This is a genomic window from Campylobacter sp. BCW_6873 (genome assembly GCF_001762365.1).
GTDB lineage: Bacteria > Campylobacterota > Campylobacteria > Campylobacterales > Campylobacteraceae > Campylobacter_D > Campylobacter_D jejuni.
In genome coordinates, this window is sequence record NZ_MJWS01000077.1 from 74,218 (window position 1) to 93,430 (window position 19,213).

The 19,213-nt window shown below is 29.6% G+C and carries 20 protein-coding genes; 16 read left to right on the forward strand and 4 right to left on the reverse strand.

What is annotated here, in order from left to right; translation table 11 throughout:
• Positions 1–12: 12 nt before the first annotated feature.
• From AJ932_RS06905 to AJ932_RS06935, 7 genes are read left to right on the forward strand one after another with little or no spacing between them, the layout of a single operon-like run.
• Positions 13–360, forward strand: coding sequence for a c-type cytochrome (locus AJ932_RS06905; RefSeq protein WP_070210085.1), 348 nt, complete (start codon positions 13–15; stop codon positions 358–360).
• Positions 357–1,631 (forward strand): glutamate-1-semialdehyde 2,1-aminomutase, encoded by a 1,275-nt coding sequence (gene hemL, locus AJ932_RS06910; protein ID WP_070233339.1) that lies wholly within the window; start codon positions 357–359, stop codon positions 1,629–1,631. Before AJ932_RS06905 ends, hemL begins: the two co-directional genes overlap by 4 nt.
• Positions 1,628–1,957: an AtpZ/AtpI family protein gene (locus AJ932_RS06915; RefSeq protein ID WP_044780763.1), complete on the forward strand. Its 330-nt coding sequence runs from the start codon at positions 1,628–1,630 to the stop codon at positions 1,955–1,957. The genes hemL and AJ932_RS06915 overlap by 4 nt, the downstream gene beginning before the upstream one ends.
• The gene (locus AJ932_RS06920; RefSeq protein WP_070233338.1) at positions 1,957–2,460 is read left to right on the forward strand and encodes a hypothetical protein; all 504 of its coding nucleotides are present in this window, start codon (positions 1,957–1,959) and stop codon (positions 2,458–2,460) included. The genes AJ932_RS06915 and AJ932_RS06920 overlap by 1 nt, the downstream gene beginning before the upstream one ends.
• Entirely contained in the window at positions 2,438–3,625 is a 1,188-nt protein-coding gene (locus AJ932_RS06925) for an MFS transporter (protein WP_070233337.1), read from the forward strand. Before AJ932_RS06920 ends, AJ932_RS06925 begins: the two co-directional genes overlap by 23 nt.
• A complete protein-coding gene (locus tag AJ932_RS06930; protein WP_070278579.1) occupies positions 3,618–5,792 on the forward strand; it encodes a flagellar hook-length control protein FliK in 2,175 nt (724 codons plus the stop codon). Before AJ932_RS06925 ends, AJ932_RS06930 begins: the two co-directional genes overlap by 8 nt.
• On the forward strand, positions 5,789–6,070 hold the full coding sequence (locus tag AJ932_RS06935; protein ID WP_002852641.1) for a FlhB-like flagellar biosynthesis protein: 282 nt from the start codon (positions 5,789–5,791) through the stop codon (positions 6,068–6,070). Before AJ932_RS06930 ends, AJ932_RS06935 begins: the two co-directional genes overlap by 4 nt.
• Here AJ932_RS06935 and AJ932_RS06940 read toward each other — a convergent pair.
• A complete protein-coding gene (locus AJ932_RS06940; protein ID WP_070233335.1) occupies positions 6,067–6,867 on the reverse strand; it encodes a phosphatidylserine decarboxylase in 801 nt (266 codons plus the stop codon). The two genes, AJ932_RS06935 and AJ932_RS06940, sit on opposite strands and share 4 nt — an antisense overlap.
• A complete protein-coding gene (locus AJ932_RS06945; RefSeq protein WP_070233334.1) occupies positions 6,864–7,988 on the reverse strand; it encodes a metallophosphoesterase in 1,125 nt (374 codons plus the stop codon). The genes AJ932_RS06940 and AJ932_RS06945 overlap by 4 nt, the downstream gene beginning before the upstream one ends.
• Before the next feature lie 85 nt (positions 7,989–8,073).
• Between AJ932_RS06945 and gltX the strand changes: the two genes are divergently transcribed.
• From gltX to AJ932_RS06960, 3 genes are read left to right on the forward strand one after another with little or no spacing between them, the layout of a single operon-like run.
• Entirely contained in the window at positions 8,074–9,369 is a 1,296-nt protein-coding gene (gene gltX, locus AJ932_RS06950) for a glutamate--tRNA ligase (RefSeq protein ID WP_070239618.1), read from the forward strand.
• Between the two features lie 2 nt (positions 9,370–9,371).
• Entirely contained in the window at positions 9,372–9,653 is a 282-nt protein-coding gene (locus AJ932_RS06955; protein ID WP_002852501.1) for a YggT family protein, read from the forward strand.
• Positions 9,650–11,275: a lytic transglycosylase domain-containing protein gene (locus AJ932_RS06960; protein WP_079860123.1), complete on the forward strand. Its 1,626-nt coding sequence runs from the start codon at positions 9,650–9,652 to the stop codon at positions 11,273–11,275. The genes AJ932_RS06955 and AJ932_RS06960 overlap by 4 nt, the downstream gene beginning before the upstream one ends.
• On the opposite strand, the gene AJ932_RS06965 is transcribed toward AJ932_RS06960, so the two are convergent.
• Positions 11,172–11,657 carry a hypothetical protein gene (locus AJ932_RS06965; protein ID WP_070276264.1) on the reverse strand — a complete coding sequence of 162 codons (486 nt, stop codon included), beginning with the start codon at positions 11,655–11,657 and terminating at the stop codon, positions 11,172–11,174. The genes AJ932_RS06960 and AJ932_RS06965 overlap by 104 nt on opposite strands.
• Before the next feature lie 96 nt (positions 11,658–11,753).
• On the opposite strand from AJ932_RS06965, the gene mobB reads away from it, so the two are divergent.
• Genes mobB through AJ932_RS06990 form a run of 5 tightly spaced genes read left to right on the forward strand, consistent with a single transcriptional unit; the run spans position 11,754 to position 16,120 of the window.
• Positions 11,754–12,245, forward strand: a complete 492-nt coding sequence (mobB, locus tag AJ932_RS06970) for a molybdopterin-guanine dinucleotide biosynthesis protein B (protein ID WP_070233331.1) — start codon at positions 11,754–11,756, stop codon at positions 12,243–12,245.
• 1 nt (position 12,246) lies between these two features.
• Positions 12,247–13,089 carry a class 1 fructose-bisphosphatase gene (locus AJ932_RS06975; protein ID WP_002861480.1) on the forward strand — a complete coding sequence of 281 codons (843 nt, stop codon included), beginning with the start codon at positions 12,247–12,249 and terminating at the stop codon, positions 13,087–13,089.
• The gene (locus tag AJ932_RS06980; protein WP_070248169.1) at positions 13,082–13,279 is read left to right on the forward strand and encodes a hypothetical protein; all 198 of its coding nucleotides are present in this window, start codon (positions 13,082–13,084) and stop codon (positions 13,277–13,279) included. The genes AJ932_RS06975 and AJ932_RS06980 overlap by 8 nt, the downstream gene beginning before the upstream one ends.
• 9 nt (positions 13,280–13,288) lie before the next feature.
• A complete protein-coding gene (metG, locus tag AJ932_RS06985; RefSeq protein ID WP_070233330.1) occupies positions 13,289–15,175 on the forward strand; it encodes a methionine--tRNA ligase in 1,887 nt (628 codons plus the stop codon).
• A gap of 3 nt (positions 15,176–15,178) precedes the next feature.
• Positions 15,179–16,120: a hypothetical protein gene (locus AJ932_RS06990; RefSeq protein WP_002861477.1), complete on the forward strand. Its 942-nt coding sequence runs from the start codon at positions 15,179–15,181 to the stop codon at positions 16,118–16,120.
• Here AJ932_RS06990 and AJ932_RS06995 read toward each other — a convergent pair.
• A complete protein-coding gene (locus AJ932_RS06995; RefSeq protein ID WP_002856786.1) occupies positions 16,112–16,564 on the reverse strand; it encodes a methylated-DNA--[protein]-cysteine S-methyltransferase in 453 nt (150 codons plus the stop codon). The genes AJ932_RS06990 and AJ932_RS06995 overlap by 9 nt on opposite strands.
• 54 nt (positions 16,565–16,618) lie before the next feature.
• Between AJ932_RS06995 and AJ932_RS07000 the strand changes: the two genes are divergently transcribed.
• A complete protein-coding gene (locus tag AJ932_RS07000; RefSeq protein ID WP_070278581.1) occupies positions 16,619–19,165 on the forward strand; it encodes a bifunctional aconitate hydratase 2/2-methylisocitrate dehydratase in 2,547 nt (848 codons plus the stop codon).
• Positions 19,166–19,213: the final 48 nt, after the last annotated feature.

Consider the following 19,213-nt stretch of genomic DNA (forward strand, 5'->3'; position numbering starts at 1 on the left):
CAAGGTGAAACTTTGAAAATTGTTTTAATGTTTTTTTTATTTAATATTAGTCTTTTTGGTGCTGATTTTATCACTCTTAAAGAATACTCTAAAATGCTTTATGAAAATCCAAGGGGTATTAGTTGTAAAGAATGTCATGGAGCAGATGGAAGCGAACAAATTTTAGGATATTATATGAAAAATGGTATTAAAACAGCTTATAAAGTTCCAAGTATACAAAATCTTAGTTTTGAGAATTTTAAAAATTCTCTTAATCAGAGTAAAGACGCAAAATCAATCATGCCAAATTACTCTTTAACAAATGATGAAATTGTAACTTTATATAATTACATCAAGCAATTTAGCAAGGAAGAAAAATGACAAACAAAAAAGCTTTTAAAGAAGCGTGTAAATTCATCGCAGGTGGTGTAAATTCTCCAGTTCGTGCTTTTGCAAATGTTCAAAGTGAGCCAAAATTTATTTCCCATGGAAAAGGTGCTTATATTTTCGATATAGATGGAAATTCTTATATAGACTATGTTCAAAGCTGGGGGCCTTTACTTTTTGGACATTGCGATAAAGATATACAAAAAGCTTGTCAAAAAGCACTTCATAAAGGTTCAAGTTTTGGAGCTCCGACTTTATTAGAAACTGAACTTGCCAAACTTGTTTTATCTGATTTTCCTCATTTAGAAAAAATCCGCTTTGTAAGTAGTGGAACAGAAGCAACCATGAGTGCTATTCGTCTTGCCCGTGGCTTTACTAAAAAAGATAAAATTTTAAAATTTGAAGGATGTTATCACGGGCATTCTGATTCATTATTGGTGAGTGCAGGAAGTGGTGCTGCTACTTTTAACTCTCCTAGCTCCTTGGGTGTTTTAGAAGATGTAGCTAAACACACTTTAGTAGCAAAATATAATGATATAAATAGCGTTAAAGAGCTTTTTGAAAAAAATAAAGATATTGCATGTGTTATCATTGAGCCTATTGCTGGAAATATGGGGTTAGTTCCAGCTAAACAAGATTTTTTAGAAGAACTTGCTAAGATCTGTAAAAACAATCAAACTCTGCTGATTTTTGATGAAGTAATGAGTGGATATAGAGCATCTTACCTTGGTTCCTATGGAATCAATCATATCCAAGCAGATATAATTACTTTTGGCAAAGTAATAGGAGGCGGTCTACCTGCAGCAGCATTTGCTTCTAGAGCTCAAATTATGGATATTTTAAGTCCTTTGGGTGGAGTCTATCAAGCAGGAACTTTAAGTGGAAATCCTTTGGCAATGGCTGCAGGTATAGCAAGTCTTACAAAAGCCAAAAAGAAAATCAAGCTTTATGACAAGCTTGGAAAATTAGCAAAAAAACTTACCCAAGGAATGAAAAAATTAGCAGATGAAAAAGGACTTCCGCTACAAGTTTGTCATGTAGGTTCTATGTTTGGATACTTTTTCACCAAAAATCCTGTATCAAACTACCAAGATGCATTAAAATCTGATCTAGCATTATTTTCAAAATTTCACAAAAATATGCTTGAAAATGGAGTTTATTTAGCGCCTTCTCAATTTGAAACAGGCTTTATATGTTCAAAAATGGATGATAAAATTATAGATACAACATTAGAGGCTGTTAGGGAAAGCTTTAAAAGAATATGAGCAATATTTTAAAAGAAGAAAAAAATCACTTAGAAAATTCCAACAGCAAAAGACAAAAAATCATTCGCAAAACTCTTGAAGCTGCGGATGGTTTAAGTCTTGGTATCTCTATGGTTATTGCTGTATTTATAGGTGTGGGAATAGGATATTTGCTTAAAAAATTTACTCCTTATCCTTGGCTTTTTTGGCTTGGAGTTTTTTGGGGGATCAGTGCTGCTATACTTAATGTTTATAAAGCTTATAAAGTTCAAGTAAAAAGCTATGAAGAATTTAAAGAAAGAGATGAGTTGATCAAAGAAAAAATTCAAAAAGAAAAGAACAAATAATGGAACATAAAAAAGCTCTATTTTGTATTTTTGCCATTATTCATTTATTTTTTTGGATCATATTTTTATCGTTAAATCATTTTAAATTAGACACATTTTTAAGCTATGAAATAGCTTTTTTTAGTGTTTTATTGATTATTTTTGCTTCTTATTTAAATTATAAAAAAGTCATTATAAAAAAATCAAAAAATTATGAAAAAGATTTTAATTTCATTTCATCGCTTTTTATCAAAAAAAAACAAAATTTATCAAAAATTATTCATTTTAAAGTTCTAAAAGACGATTTAAAGCCAAATATTAAAGAGAAAATCCATTTTTTTACTATGTTTTTTACTCTCTTTAAATTGATGGCTTATGTAATATTGGTTGCTGGATTTTTATTTTTACATCGCCAAGATAAATTAGATATCTTTGCTTATATTTGTGGAATTTCATCCTTGCTAGTTTGTGTGTTTATTTTTATTTTATATATAAAAAAGTATGAGTCCAAAAAAAATTATTAAATCAATGACAGCACTTTTTGCTGGTATGGCATTTTTATTTGCAGGTAATGCCTTGATAGTAAGCTCTATAGGTGTTATATTAAAAGAAAACGGAGAAAGTTCTTTAGCTGTTGGAGTAGTAAGTTCTTGTTTTTTTATAGGCGCTCTTGTTGGAACCATCAGTGCTCATAAAATTATTTCTCGTATAGGTCATATACGCTCTTTTGGGCTATTTGGGGCTATTTTTGGAATTTCAGCTATGCTTCATACAGTAAGCGAAAATCTTATTTTTTGGGCTGTTTTAAGATTTTTCATAGGAATTTGCTACTATGGTCTTTTAATGGTCATAGAATCATGGCTTAATGAAAAAAGCAAAAATGCCATTCGATCTAGAATTTTAGGTTTTTATGAAATTGTTTTTTATCTTGCATTTGGTATTGGAGTTTTAATCATAGCGTTAAATTTAAGCAAACATAGTGTATTTATCCTCAGTGCAACTTTAATTTTACTTTCATCTTTACCTTTAAATCTAATTAAAATCAAAGAACCTGTTTTGCCCGCATCAAGTCCTATTTCTATACCTAAAATTTTTGATATAGCTCCTTTAGCTATCGTCACAAGCTTTATAGCCGGAATGCTTATAAATGGCTTTTTTTCTATGGCATCTTTATTTATACTTTTGCAAGGTTTTGATACAAAAGCGGTTTCTTATTTTATATTTTGTGGGGTTTTAGGTGGTTTTATTGCACAAACCATCATAGGAACTATTTCAGATAAACTTGGTCGCAAATTTGCCATTATCACTTGCGCAAGCATAGGATTTATCACTATGCTTATATTTATCTTTTTTAAACTTCATTTGTATATGCAATATTTTTTAGGAATTACTCTTGGTATAGGAATATTTTGTTTATATGCTTTAGCACTTGCTAGAGCAAATGATGTTTTAGTAAGCAAAAATAAAGGCGTAGAGTTAGGTCGTGGAGTTCTTTTTTGCTATTCTTTGGGCTCTTTGTTTGGCCCTTTAATTTTAGGTTTTTTAATGCAATACTTTGAAATCAAAGGTTTTATATGGTTTTATATAGTTTCTTTAGCATTTTTAATTCTTTTTGCTATCAATAAACCAAATATTTTAAATAAAAAATTTAAGAAAAAGCCTGGAAATATGGTGATATTTGATGATTAATACTCAACTAGCAAGTCAAATTGCCAATACGCAAAAAAATGATTTAAAAGTAGATAACTCTACTTCAAAAGATAAAACAAATTTAAAGGACAATCCAAAAGAAGCACTTGCGCAAGCTTTAAAGCAAAATTTAGGTTTAAGCAAGGACGCTAGCAGTGAAGAAATACTAGCAAAATTTGTTCAAAATGAAACAGGCACCAAATTAAAAGAACTTGTTAATAAACTTTTAGATCAAATCAATGCTCAAAAAAACCCCGATTCCCCTGTGCTTAAACAAGGAAAAAATTTAAATTTAGCTCCTAATTTTGCTAATGAATTAAAAACTTTAAGCACAGAACTTGCAAAAAGCGATACTTTTACACAAGTTTTAGACAGATTAAATCAAATTTTAAAACCTGCCAGTGAAATAAAAAACAACAACTTAGCTCCTTTGTTTAAAAATTCAGGCGTATTTTTAGAAGCTAAATTAAAAGATGCCCTAAACGAAGAATTGCTGCCCAAAAGTTTTCACTCTCTTTTAAGTACAATCAAAGGTCTTAGTAGTGAAAAACTAAGTATTCAGATAGCCCAACTTGCAAATGCAAATTTAAACCCAAAAGAAACTTTAAAAGAATTAAAAAATATTATTAATTCTAGCAAAAATGAAAATAAGCAAATTTTAAATCAAAGTTCTTTTAAAGCACTTTTAAATTTAAGTTCTAAATTGGAAAATTTTAAAAATTATATAAGTAAAAATCCCAGTCATGCTCAAGAAAAAATCACCCCTATGGCTAATAAAATTTTAAAAGAATTAAATTCCATCAAAAATGATTTTTTCAAAGCTCTTAATAAGCCAGAAAATTTAATGATAAAAGATCCAAACATCCTTAAGCAAACTGCTACCGCCTTTGAAAAACTTGAAAATACTTTAAAAAATATACTAGGCAATCAAGCTTCTAAAATACAAGATAAAGAAAATATTTTAGAAAATCTTTTAAGTAACAAAGAAAATATCAAAGAAGAAAAACTTAATCATAACACAAAAAACCAAGATGAAGAAAAACATATAAAAGCATCAAAAGAAGAAAATCTCACAGATGATACCAAGCAAGATTCAAAATTAGATTCTGATATAAAAACCCACGAAGAAGATACCCAAGATACAAAAAATGATATTCAAAACAATGAAACAGAAAATAATCCAGACAATGATATAAAAAATTCTACTCCAAACCAAGAAAAAATTAAAGATGAAAAACAAGAAAAATCAAAAGAAAATATCAAAGAAAATCCAAAATTTTATGAAACAAAAACAGAAAACAAAACTTCAATCAATACAAATAATCCTAACACAAACAATATGCAAAATTTAAATAATTCTCAAAATATTCAATCTAACAATAACCAAACTATGCAAAATATTTTTAAAAATCAGGAATTTATAAAACAAAATATTGTAAAAAATTTAGCATTTAATGTAGAAAATTTAGATCTAGAACAAGTGCAAGATTTAAGTAAAAATTTAAGCAATCTTTCTCGTAGACTTAATGAAAGCTTAAAAGAACTTGAACCCTATACTCAAAATGCCAAGCTTAATCAAGCAGAACTTAAAAATCTCGAACACAAACTCAATCTTTCTATCAAAGATCTAGCGCAAATTAAACCAAAAACAGAACAAGATATAGCTGAATCTTTACATCATGATGTAAAATCAACACTTTTGCAAATTTCAAATTTAGCTAAAAATGAAGGCAATGAAGCTGTATACAATCAAGCTAATCGTCTTTTAGCGCAAATTGAAATCAATCAGCTTATGTCTTTAGCTAATGATTCTATCAATACTTATCTGCCTTTTTCTTGGGATGATTTAAATGATTCTAAAATTATGTTTAGACGCGGAAAAAAGGACAAATTTTTTGCTCAGATTAAACTCGAATTTGCAAAACTTGGGGATTTGGAAATTCTTATTTCTTTAAATAATGAAAAATATATAGATATTAATATTATGGCAGAAAATATTGAATTTAGAAAAACCATCTATGAAAATGCCCATGAGCTTAAAAGAAATATCAATAAAGCAGGACTTTTAAGTGCAAATTTCTTTGTAGGTGATATCATAAGAAGTAAATTTGATACTAGAAATATGAAAAATTTAGATCTTGAAATGGGTATGGATAAAAAAGTATGAGCAAAATCAAAAGATCGATTAAAAAAGCTGTAGCTCTAGGCTATCAAAAAGAAAAAAACTCTGCACCAAAAGTGCTTGCAAGTGGCAAAGGCGAAAGTGCTGCTAAAATTATTTCTTTAGCCAAGGAACACGGAGTTCCTATTAAAGAAGATGAAGATTTAATAGAAATTTTAAGCAAGCTTGACTTAGGTGATGAAATTCCACCTAATATGTATAAAGCTGTAGCTGAAGTTTTTGCCTTTATCTATCAAATGGCAAATAAAACTCCTAAAAACTAATCCGCTATTTTTTCTCCAAATTTAATACCCTGCCCTACTTTTAAATTAAAAGTTAAAAGTCCTTTTTGAGAGATTAAAACTATAGTAGAACCTAGCTCAAAATTTCCTAGTTCTCCGCCTTTTTTGAAATTTAAATTTTCATATTTTCTAGTAAAATTATGAGAAATTTTAGCATTGGTTTGTATGCTTGCATCAAAATTAAAACGCATTTTTCCTACATTTTGCGCTCCTACAAAAACAAGCCAAAAAATACCTTTTTCATTTTGACATTTTAAACTCACTCTTTCATTTTTTACATATAAATTACTAATGCGTTCTAAATGTTTTTCATTTACGCTATAAAGCACTCCACTTGTGTAAGTTGCACTTAAAATTTGCATATCACAAGGGCTGTGATAACGATGATAATCTTTTGGAGAAAGATAAATATTGACATAATCAAGCCCATTTTTAAGTTCATCTTTTTCAAAGCTATCTTTTAAAAGCTCCTCAACGCTATAAGCATGTCCTTTTATAGAAAAAGCAAAATGTTCTTCATTTGCTAAAAAAGTACTTCCACACTCTAAAATTTTACCATCACTTGGACTGATAAAACCTTCTTCAAGTTTCCTTGGAATTTGCAAAGTTCTTGTAAAAAGAGCATTTAAACTCTCGTATTCACAAGGAGCTTTAAATTCACTCATATCGATATTAAAATACTTAACATAATTTTCATTAATAACTTTTTGTATCATTTTGGGAAATTTAATCCCCGCTACAAAACCAAAAAGCCTCGAACTTTCTTTTGAAAAACTCATTTTTTTCCTTTTAAATTTAAAATCACTATTTCACTCGGAGCAAAAACTCTAAGACTTGGCCCCCAAAATCCTGCTCCACTACTCACATAAAGCTTAGTTTTTTCTCCTAAATCATAAAGCCCATGAACAAAACCTTGCTGAAGTTTAACTAAAAACATAAAAGGGAAAATTTGCCCTCCATGCGTATGCCCACTTAAAACAAGGTCAAAATCACTTAAATCATAAAGCAAAGCTGTTTTGGGTTGATGTGTGAGTAAAATACTAGCTTTACTTGTATTTAAATCCACTTTTATTCTTGCTAAATCAGGAGCATATAAACCCTTATCAAGTCCGGCTAAATCTCCAAGTCCAGCAATATTTATAAAACCTAAATCTAAATTTTGATTGACTAAAATTTTCATATTAGTATGTTTTCTAAGTAAATCCAAAACTTTATTGATACCATGATAATACTCATGATTTCCCAAGGCATAAAAAGTTCCATAAGTGGAATTAAAATCATTAAGTTTTGAGATGTAATTTTTTAAATCTTTAGGATTAGTATCAATCAGATCTCCTACTATTACAACCATATCAGGACTTTGCAAATTCACTTTAGTGATGAGCTTATCTAAAAAATTTTCATGCAAATTTTTACCCAAATGTATATCAGTAAGCATGACAATTTTTAAATCTTGTTTAAGATTTGGTATTTCAACATCAACACTCTTTACTTCAGGTGTTTTTAGAGCATTATTTATACTTATATAAATTAAAAACACACTTAAAACTATAAGAGAAAGCTCAAAAATCAAACGCAAAATAAGATTATATTTTTTATCTCTTTTACCCATAAGAGCTAAAATCAATTTAATAAAATCCCAAGCTAAAGTCATAAAAAACAAACAATAAGTCGGCGCATAAAGCATGGCTAAAATTTCATACCAAGTATCACTTAAATATTCATCTCTACGAAATATTAAAAACACAGCTTGGGCTAAAAAAAGCACAATAAAAATAAAAGCAAAAATTTTATAAAAATACTTGAAAAGAGTAATTTTCTTGATTAATCTTTTATAAATATAAACATTTGCTAAGCCAAAAATCAATAATACAATGAAAGAAAAAATTAAAAATATCATAAAAGTATTATAACCAAGTAAAATTAAATATCCGTATAAATTTTTCTGTTATAATAAACTTTTAAATAATTTTAAAGGCTATAAAATGTACCGTTTTGCACCTTCTCCCACAGGTGATATGCACATAGGAAATTTACGCGCAGCAATTTTTAACTATATCTGTGCAAGACAAAAAAATATGGATTTTATCTTACGTATTGAAGATACTGATAAGGCTAGAAATATAGCAGGAAAAGAAGAAGAAATCAAAGAAATTTTAAATCTTTTTGGTATTTCATGGCAGCATTACTATATACAAAGTGAAAATTTAAAATTCCATCGCCAAATGGCTTTAAAACTTGTAAGTGAAAAAAAAGCTTTTGCTTGTTTTTGTACTGAAGAAGAACTTGAAGCAAAAAAAGAGCTAGCTAAAAAACAAGGTAAAGCTTATCGCTACGATGGCACTTGTGAAAAACTAGCCGATATCGATGTTTTAGAATGTGAAAAACCCTTTGTTATCCGTCTTAAAAAACCTACTCACACTATGAAATTTACAGATTTTATCAAAGGTGAATTAAGTTTTAAACCTGAAAACATAGACTCTTTTGTGATTATGAGAACGGATAAAACTCCAACTTATAATTTTGCTTGTGCGGTTGATGATATGCTTGAAAATGTTACTTGTATTATACGCGGAGAAGATCATGTTTCAAACACTCCAAAACAAGAACATATCCGCGCAAGTTTAGACTATAATAAAGCCATAACTTATGCGCACTTGCCTATCATTTTAAACGAAGAAGGTGTTAAAATGAGCAAAAGAGAAGCACATTCTTCTGTAAAATGGCTACTTGAAAGTGGAATTTTACCTAGTGCAATCGCAAATTATCTGATCATGCTAGGCAATAAAACTCCTTGTGAAATTTTTACCTTAGAAGAAGCTATAAAATGGTTTGATATTTCTAAAGTTTCAAAAGCTCCCGCAAGATTTGATCTTAAAAAACTCTTACAAATCAATCGTGAACATATCAAAATGATCAAAGATGATGAGCTTAATAAAATTTTAGATTTAAACAAAGATCTTGCACAACTTACTAAATTTTACACTCAAGAAGCAAGCACCATAAAAGAACTTAAAGAAAAAATGCGAGCTATTTTTAGCACAAAAGACTTTGGCGAGTTTGAAGTAGAATGTAAAATTTTAAAAGAACTCTTAAAAGATATTGAACTTTTTGAAAACTATGAAGATTTTAAAAATGAACTTTTAAGCAAAAGCGACTTAAAAGGTAAAAAATTTTTCATGCCTTTAAGGATAATTTTAACAGGAAATATTCACGGACCTGAGCTTAGCGATCTTTATCCTTATATTAAAAATTTTATTCACGAATTAGCAAGGATTTAACTATGGTTATAGACTCTTTTATTATTTCTATTTTTCAAGTACTACAAATTGTCATTAACATTTATACTTGGATTATTATCATCACAGCACTTTTAAGCTGGGTAAACCCTGATCCTTATAATCCCATAGTGCAAATTTTATATAAATTAAGTTATCCTGCTTACGCCTTAGTTAGAAAAATTCCAACACGCATTGGTAATATTGATCTTGCACCTTTGATTATAGTCTTAGCATTGCAGTTTCTTGGTATTTTTCTTGGGAATATCTTAAGGAGTATATTGTGATAAAAAAAATACTCATTTTTTTATTTATTTTTTCAAGTTTAAATGCTACACAATATAGCATAGAAAAACTCAAAAAAGAAGAAAATTCACTTGCTAAGGATTATTATATTTATAGGCTTTTAGAAAAAAATAAAATCAGTAAAAAAGATGCACAGGATTTAAATTCTCATATTTTTCGCTATATAGGAAAAATTAAATCCGAACTTGAAAAAATCATTCCTTTAAAGCCTTATATCAACCCAAAATATGCTAAATGCTATACCTATACAGCAAATACTATCTTAGATGCAAATTTAACTTGTCAAAGTGTGCGCTTAAATTCATTAGTTTTTATAGCAAGTTTAAATTCCAAAGACCGAACTACTTTAGCTCAAACCTTTAAAAATCAAAGACCTGATTTGACAAATTTATTGCTAGCTTTTAATACTTCTGATCCTATGAGCTATATAGCACAAAAAGAAGATATTAATGGTTTTTTTAAACTTTATAATTATTCTAAAAAATACGACTTAGATTTAAATACAAGTTTAGTCAATAAACTACCAAACCACATTGGTTTTAAAGATTTTGCACAAAATATTATTATTAAAAAAGAAAATCCAAAATTTAGACATTCTATGCTAGAAATAAATCCTGAAAATGTAAGTGAAGATTCTGCTTTCTATTTAGGAGTCAATGCCTTAACTTATGATAAAACAGAGCTTGCTTATGACTTTTTTAAAAAGGCGGCTCAAAGTTTTAAATCGCAAAGCAATAAAGACAATGCTATATTTTGGATATGGTTGATTAAAAACAATGAAGAAGATTTAAAAACTTTATCGCAAAGTTCTTCTTTAAATATTTATAGTCTTTACGCAAAAGAACTTACTAACACACCTTTTCCAAAGATAGAAAGCCTTAATCCAAGCAAGAAAAAAAATAATTTTAATATGCAAGATCCTTTTGCTTGGCAAAAAATAAACAAACAAATTCGCGATGCTAATGCAAGTCAACTAGATGTCTTGGCAAAAGAATTTGACACACAAGAAACCTTGCCTATTTATGCTTACATATTAGAACGCAAAAATAATTTTAAAAAACATTATTTTATAATGCCTTATTATGACAATATAAAAGACTATAATAAAACAAGACAAGCTTTAATTTTGGCTATTGCCAGACAAGAAAGTCGTTTTATTCCAACTGCTATTTCAGTTTCTTATGCTTTAGGCATGATGCAATTTATGCCATTTTTAGCCAATCACATAGGGGAAAAAGAATTAAAAATTCCAAATTTCGATCAAGATTTTATGTTTAAACCTGAAATAGCATATTACTTTGGAAACTATCATCTAAATTACCTTGAATCACGTTTAAAATCTCCACTTTTTGTCGCTTATGCTTATAATGGTGGTATAGGATTTACTAACCGTATGCTTGCAAGAAATGATATGTTTAAGACGGGCAAATTTGAGCCTTTCTTGTCTATGGAGCTAGTTCCTTATCAAGAAAGCCGAATTTACGGAAAAAAAGTTCTAGCTAATTATATTGTGTATCGACATCTTCTGAACGATAGTATAAAGATTTCGGATATTTTTGAAAATTTAATTCAAAACAAGGCAAATGATCTAAACAAATCTTAGCTACAAGCCTAGTCTCTTCCTTGACACTAGGAAGAGATACTTTAAAATAATCAGTATAGTTATTTTGTATTATATATTTTAAATACTCATCATCCAGTTTTTCAATATTGGCTTTTTTATTATTGATAAAAACTTCTAAATTTTGAATTTTTAATGTATTTGGAGTAAAAGACAAGGCCAATACATCATCTTTACTTATCTTGTCTAGAATTGGGTTTAAATAAGACATGGTTATAATGGCATTAATCTTATCTTGTGTGATTTTGTATTTTTGAGTAAACATTAAAGTTTGAGATTTTAAATTTGTATCCACAATCGCCTGATCTTTTAAAGAACAAGCTCCAAGCAAAAAAGTACCTAAAATTACACTATAAATTTTCATTCTTTTTCCATATTTTTTAGTATTATTGTAGCCTTTTAACCCTATTTTTTGGTTTAAAAAGATATAATTTTACAAAAAAAATTAAGAGTATATTTTATGAAACAACTTATCATAGCTTTTAGCGGGCCTTCAAATTCAGGAAAAACTACACTCATCACCAAAATAGCTGATAATTTTTTGCAACAAAATTTAAAAGTTTTAATCATTAAACATGATCCTGCCGATAAATCTCAATTTGATTTTAACGGTAAAGATAGTTTTAAATTTTTTCAAAGCGGAGCTGAAGTCATGGTTTTAAGCCCTACAAGAACAACTTTTTTTTCTCATGAAAATAGAGATATTTTAAAAGCTTTAAAATTAAGCCCTGATTTTGACATTTGTTTGGTTGAAGGATTGAAAACTCTTGATTTACCACGCATTAGCGTATTTTGCAAAGAAATTGATGAAAGTTATTTTACTTTTTCAAACGCCATTGCAAGCTATGAAAAAATTTCTCACCCTTATCTTACTTGGCTTGATTTAAACGATATACAAGCTATTTGTCAATATATACTTAAAAATGCTAAAAATTTACAAGGAGAATTATAAAATGCAAGAAGTGATTTCTTATATACAAAAAGCTGTTTTAGAAATTTCTAACGCTTTAAAATTTCCCGATACAAGCTACAGTCAAAATCAAAATTTTACAGGCGATACCCAACTCAAATTTGATGTTTTAAGCGATGAAATCATCACAAAAACCCTAAGTCAATGTTCAAGCATTAAAGCCATCATAAGTGAAGAAAAAGACGAAATTTTAACGCTTAATAAAAAAGCAAATTTTATCGTAGCTTATGATCCTTTAGATGGTTCTAGCTTAATGGATGTTAATTTTGCTATAGGTTCTATTTTTGCCATCTATGAAGAAAAAGCAAATGCCAAAAATTTAAGAGCTGCACTTTATAGTATGTATGGAGCGCGCTTAGAACTTGTGATTTGCAAAGATCAACCAAAACTTTATCGCCTAAATGCAAATAATGAATTTATTTTTATAAAAGATCTTAAAATGAATGAAAAAGGCAAAATTAATGCTACAGGCGGAACGCAAAAATTTTGGGAAGAAAAACACGCTAAATTTGTCAAAAGTCTTTTTGATGAAGGATATCGCTTAAGATATTCTGGGGCTATGGTAAGCGATATCAATCAAATTTTATTAAAAGGGGGTGGGATTTTTAGTTATCCTGCAACACAAGATGCGCCTAATGGCAAACTTCGTGCTTTTTTTGAAGTCTTTCCTTTAGCCTTTATTATAGAAAAAGCAGGCGGAAAAACCACAAATGGAAAAAATCACTCCTTACTTGAACTTGAATTTGATAAAATCCATGCTACAACTCCTTGTTTTTTTGGCTCAGAATATGAAATTTCAAAACTTTTAAAGGCTTACAATGAGTGAGATTAGAGATGAATTTGAACTTGATATGGATAAAAAGAAAGAAATTTTACTTTCATGTCAAAACTCAAAAAACCTAAACTCTTGTTATAATTGCAATGAAATTTTTAACTGCCAAACTAGAAAAAATTATGTTGATGCAGTCTATAATAGTATGTCTAAGGGTAAAACCGAAGGCGGATTTGACTTTTAAAGGAAAAAAATGCGTTATATTACAACACCAATTTATTATGTAAATGATGTACCTCATTTAGGTCATGCTTATACTACCATCATAGCCGATACTTTAGCAAGATTTTATCGTTTGCAAGGACATGAAACAAGATTTCTAACAGGAACAGATGAGCATGGACAAAAAATCGAAGAAGCTGCCAAACTAAGAAATTCCACTCCTCAAGAATATGCTGATAAAATCAGTTTTGAATTTAAAAAATTATGGGATGAATTTGAAATCACCTATGATATTTACGCAAGAACAACTGATACAAGACATATTGAATTTGTTAAAGCTATGTTTTTAAAAATGTGGCAAAAAGGTGATATTTATAAAGATGAATACGAAGGACACTATTGTATTTCTTGTGAAAGCTTTTTTACTCAAAGTCAGCTTATCAATGATTGTTCTTGTCCGGATTGTGGCAAACAAACTAGAATTTTAAAAGAGGAAAGCTATTTTTTCAAACTTTCAAAATATCAAGATAAAATTTTACAATGGTATGAAGAAAAAGATCCCATCCTACCAAAAAACAAAAAAAACGAACTTATAAATTTTGTCCAAAGCGGCCTTAAAGATCTTTCTATTACAAGAACAAGTTTTGATTGGGGGATTAAACTGCCTCAAGAAATTAATGATGATAAACATATTATTTATGTATGGCTTGATGCACTTTTTATCTATATAAGTTCGCTTGATTTTCAAAGCAAGGGAGAAAATGCTAAATTTTGGCCTGCGCATGTGCATTTAGTAGGAAAAGATATCTTGCGTTTTCATGCCATTTATTGGCCAGCTTTTTTAATGAGCGTGGATTTGCCTTTGCCAAAATTTATAGGTGCACATGGCTGGTGGACTAAAGAAGGTGAAAAAATGAGCAAATCTAAAGGCAATGTTGTAAAACCTAAAGAAATAGTTGATGCTTATGGAAGCGAAGCTTTTAGGTATTTCTTGCTTAGAGAAGTACCTTTTGGTAATGATGGGGATTTTAGCGAAAATATGCTGATAAATCGTATCAATGCTGAACTAAGCAATGAATTTGGAAATTTACTTAATCGCATTATAGGTATGAGTACAAAATATTCTCAAGGAAATATTTCAAAAGAAAGTGTTTTAAAATTTTACAATGCTGAATTAAATCAAGTAAAAGAACACTTAAATTTAGCGGTAGAATTTTTAGAAAACTTACAGTGTAATCGTTATTTAGAAGAACTTTTTAAAGCCTTAAGTGTGGCAAATTTAGCCATTAGCAAATACGAACCTTGGAATTTAATCAAAGAAAACAAACACGAACAAGCTAATGCTTTAGTAGCACTTTGTGCAAATATTTTAGCTAAAACAAGTCTTTTGCTAAGCCCTGCTCTACCAAAATCTTGTCAAAAAGTAGCTTTGGCTTTAAATTTTGAAATTTCGTCTGCAAATTACGCAAAAATGATACTTGATAATAAACTTTTAGATTTTAAAGCAAATCCTTGTGAAGCTTTATTTCCAAAAGTAGAAAAAGCTCTTTTAAAACAAGAAATTAAAGAAGAACCTAAAAAAGAAGAAAGTCCTAAAATAAAAATCGATGATTTTGCAAAAATTGAAATCAAAGTTGCTAAGGTACTTGATTGTCAAAATATAGAAGGGAGTGAAAAACTTTTAAAATTTCAACTCGAACTTGACAATAAAGAGATCCGTCAAGTACTCTCAGGCATAGCAAAATACTATAAAGCCAGTGATTTAATCGGTAAACAAGTATGTGTTATAAGTAATCTTAAAAAAGCTAAAATTTTTGGACATGAAAGCGATGGTATGATACTTTCTGCAAAAAGCGGAGATAAACTTGTTTTAATCACCCCTGAACAACTTGTGCAAAACGGTTCTTTAGTAGGCTAAAATATGCAAATTAGCAATTTAGGTGAACTTTTAAACGCGACACTCGTTCATGAAGGTAGCGTTTTAAGCGTGGAAGGTTTTGCCATAAATTTAAACGAACTTAAAGCAGGCTTTGCCTTCTTTAATAACGATAAAAAAGAAATTACCCAAGCTGTAAAAAAAGGCGCTTATGCTATAATTACAGAAAATGACATTACTATTGAAGATAAAGACATTTTTTACTTTAGAGTAGAAAATCTAGAACAAGCTCTTGTAAGATTTTTACGCTTTTTTTGTGAAGATAAAGAATGTGAATTTTTACTTTTTAAATCTTACGAACTAAGTCTTTGCAAGGCTTTTTATTTTAACATTTTAAAAGGAAATATTTTTGCTGATTTTGAAAAACTAATCAAAGCAAAAAAGGGTGAAATTTTTTGCTACTGTGAAGAAAATTACTTAAATAAACTTTGTGCCTATTCTCATAGTCTAAAAGATGCTAATTTTACTTTATTATCGCGATCTAGCTTTTTTTTTACAACTTTGATTTGTGAAAATTTATATTTTAAAAATCTTAATTTACCTTTTTTTTACGCAAATAGTTTTGCAAAAATTATTTCTTTTTTAAAAGAAAAAAATCAAAAAATAATATTTGACTTTAATAAGATTGATGATTTTAAAATTTATTTTATTGATGATAAATTTGAAATCACTCCTTTTGGTTCAAGCTCTCAAGCGTTTATTGTAAGCAACAACCAAAATACCTTTGAATTCTGGAAAGAAAAATTTAAAAACATAAAAGACTTTAAAATTGCTTCTAAAAATTCTTTATTTTGTGATTTTTCCTATAATCAGCTTTCAGATTTAAGAAAATTAAAAAATTTTAAATATTGTTTAATTCTTGAAAATTATGATATTTTTGAACAAGAATTTGAAAACAAAGAAAATCAAACCCCAAGCTTATTTTAAATTCACTCCTTCATTTTCAAGCAAAAATCTTTTTATTTCAAGCCCTCCATTATATCCTCCTATGCCATTGCTTGCAATAACTCTATGACAAGGTATAAAAATAGGAATTTGATTTTTAGAATTTGCATTTCCGACAGCTCTAAAAGCTTTTGGATGATTAATTTTTTCTGCTATATCTTTATAAGTAGCTATTTTACCATAAGGAATTTTCATTAAAGCCTTATAAACCTTTGATTCAAAATCTGTACCTTGTATCAAAACAGGAATGCTAAATTTTCTAAGCTTATGAGTAAAATATAAATCAAGTTCATATTTTGCTAAGTCAAGCAAACTACAATTTTTTTCTGATCTTTTATTATCACAAAAATCGACTCTAGTTAAAAATTTTCCATCACTATGTAAAGATAGGTAACATAAAGGCATTTTATAATAAACTTTAAACATTTTTTATCCTTCAAAGAGCTACAATTATAATAAAAAATATTTAAGGAGTAGAAAATGTCTTTTATGCAAGAATACAATAAACTTGTTGAAGAAAGAGCCGCTTTGGGTATACCACCCCTTCCTTTAAATGCAAATCAAACTAAAGAACTTTGTAAACTACTTGAAAATGAAAATAATGAAGAGCTTGCAAATCTTTTAGAAAATAGAGTAAATCCTGGTGTTGATGATGCAGCTTTAGTAAAATGTGAATTTTTAGATTCTATACTTAAAGGCAAAATCAGCGCTCCAAATATAGACAAAAAAAGAGCCTTAAGAATGCTTGGAACTATGCTAGGCGGATATAATGTTAAAGTTTTAATTGATGCCTTAAAAGATGAAAACATAGCCAAAGATTCTGCAGAAGTGTTGAAAAATATTATTTTTGTTCATGATAATTTTCATACCATAGCTGAACTTAGCAAAAACAATCCACACGCTAAGGAAGTTTTACAAAGCTGGGCAAATGCGGACTGGTTTAACAAAAAAGAAAAATTACCTCAAGTGATTAAATGTATAGTTTTCAAAGTAGCAGGTGAAACAAATACCGACGATCTAAGCCCTGCAGGAGATGCTTTTACAAGAAGCGATATTCCTTTGCATGCAAATGCCATGCTAAAGGTAAGACAAGCAGGATCCTTAGAAAAAATCAAAGAGCTTAAAAAAAGCGGTCGCGAAGTAGTTTATGTAGGTGATGTTGTAGGAACAGGTTCAAGTAGAAAATCAGCAATAAATTCTATACAATGGCATTTAGGAAAAGAAATAGAAGGTGTGCCAAACAAGCATAGCGGTGGTATAGTAATGGGTTCAACTATAGCACCGATTTTCTTTAACACTGCTCAAGATAGCGGGGCTTTACCTATTATCTGTGATGTAACAAACTTAGAAATGGGCGATGAGTTTGAAATTCATCCTTATGAGGGAAAAATCATAAAAAATGGCTCTACAATTGCAGAATTTACACTCAGTCCAAACACTCTCTTAGATGAAGTTAGAGCAGGAGGAAGAATCCCACTTATCATAGGTCGCGGGCTTTGTACTAAGGCTAGAGAATTTTTAGGAATGGAAAGTGAAAATATCTTTACCAAACCTGAACAACCTAAATCTTCAAGCGGTGGTTATACCTTGGCTCAAAAAATGCTAGGTCGTGCCTGTGGAGTTGAAGGCGTGCGTCCAGGTATGTATATAGAACCTATAACTTTAACTGTAGGCTCTCAAGATACCACAGGTCCTATGACTAGAGATGAAATTAAAGAACTTGCAAGCCTAGGTTTTAATGCAGACTTTGTGATGCAAAGCTTTTGCCATACAGCTGCTTATCCAAAAGTAAGCGATTCAAATTTACATAAAACCTTGCCCAATTTCATGACAAGTCGTGGTGGGGTAAGTTTAAAACCAGGTGATGGGGTTATTCACTCTTGGCTTAATCGTTTTGTATTGCCAGATACCGTAGGAACGGGTGGGGATTCTCACACACGCTTTCCTATAGGAATTTCTTTCCCTGCGGGAAGTGGACTTGTGGCTTTTGCTGCAGTTACTGGTTCTATGCCTTTAAATGTCCCTGAAAGTGTTTTAGTGCGTTTTAGCGGGGAATTACAAGCTGGAGTTACCTTAAGAGATTTGGTTAATGCTATACCTTATTACGCAATCAAACAAGGACAACTTACCGTTGAAAAGAAAAATAAGAAAAATATTTTTGCAGGAAAAATTTTAGAAATAGAAGGCTTGCCAAACTTAAAAGTCGAACAAGCTTTTGAACTTAGTGATGCAAGTGCTGAAAGATCTGCAGCTGCTTGTAGTGTGGATTTAAGCATAGAAAGTGTAAGCGAATATATCAAATCCAATATTTCTTTAATTGAAGCTATGATAGAAGCAGGATATGAGAATAAAGCTACCCTTGCTAGAAGGGCTGAAAAAATGAGAGAATGGCTTAAAAACCCTACTCTTTTAAGAGCAGATAAAGATGCAAAATACGCTTATATTATAGATATTAACCTTAATGACATTAAAGAGCCAATCCTAGCTTGTCCAAATGACCCTGATGATGTAGCAACCTTAAGTGAAATTTTAGCCGATGATAAGCGTCCAAAAAATATAGATGAAGTTTTTGTAGGTTCTTGTATGACAAATATAGGACATTATAGAGCTTTGGGAGAAATTTTAAAAGATAAAGGCATACTTAAAACCAGACTTTGGGTAGTGCCTCCAACAAAAATGGATAAAGCACAACTTACCAATGAAGGTTATTACAGCATCTTTGGTGCAGCAGGTGCTAGAATAGAAGTTCCTGGTTGTTCTTTATGTATGGGTAATCAAGCTAGAGTAAATGATGGAGCTGTAGTTTTCTCAACTTCTACAAGAAATTTTGACAACCGTATGGGAATGGGTGCTAAAGTATATTTAGGCAGTGCAGAACTTGCGGCAGTTTGTGCGATTTTGGGTAAAATTCCAAGCAAGGAAGAATACTTACAAATTGTCAGCGAAAAACTAAGTGATGAGCATAAGGCAAATATCTATAGATATTTAAATTTTAATGAGATTGAAAATTTCAAACTTGAAAATTAATTCAAATTTAATACTTATTTGGATTAAATAACAAAATTAAAATTTTCA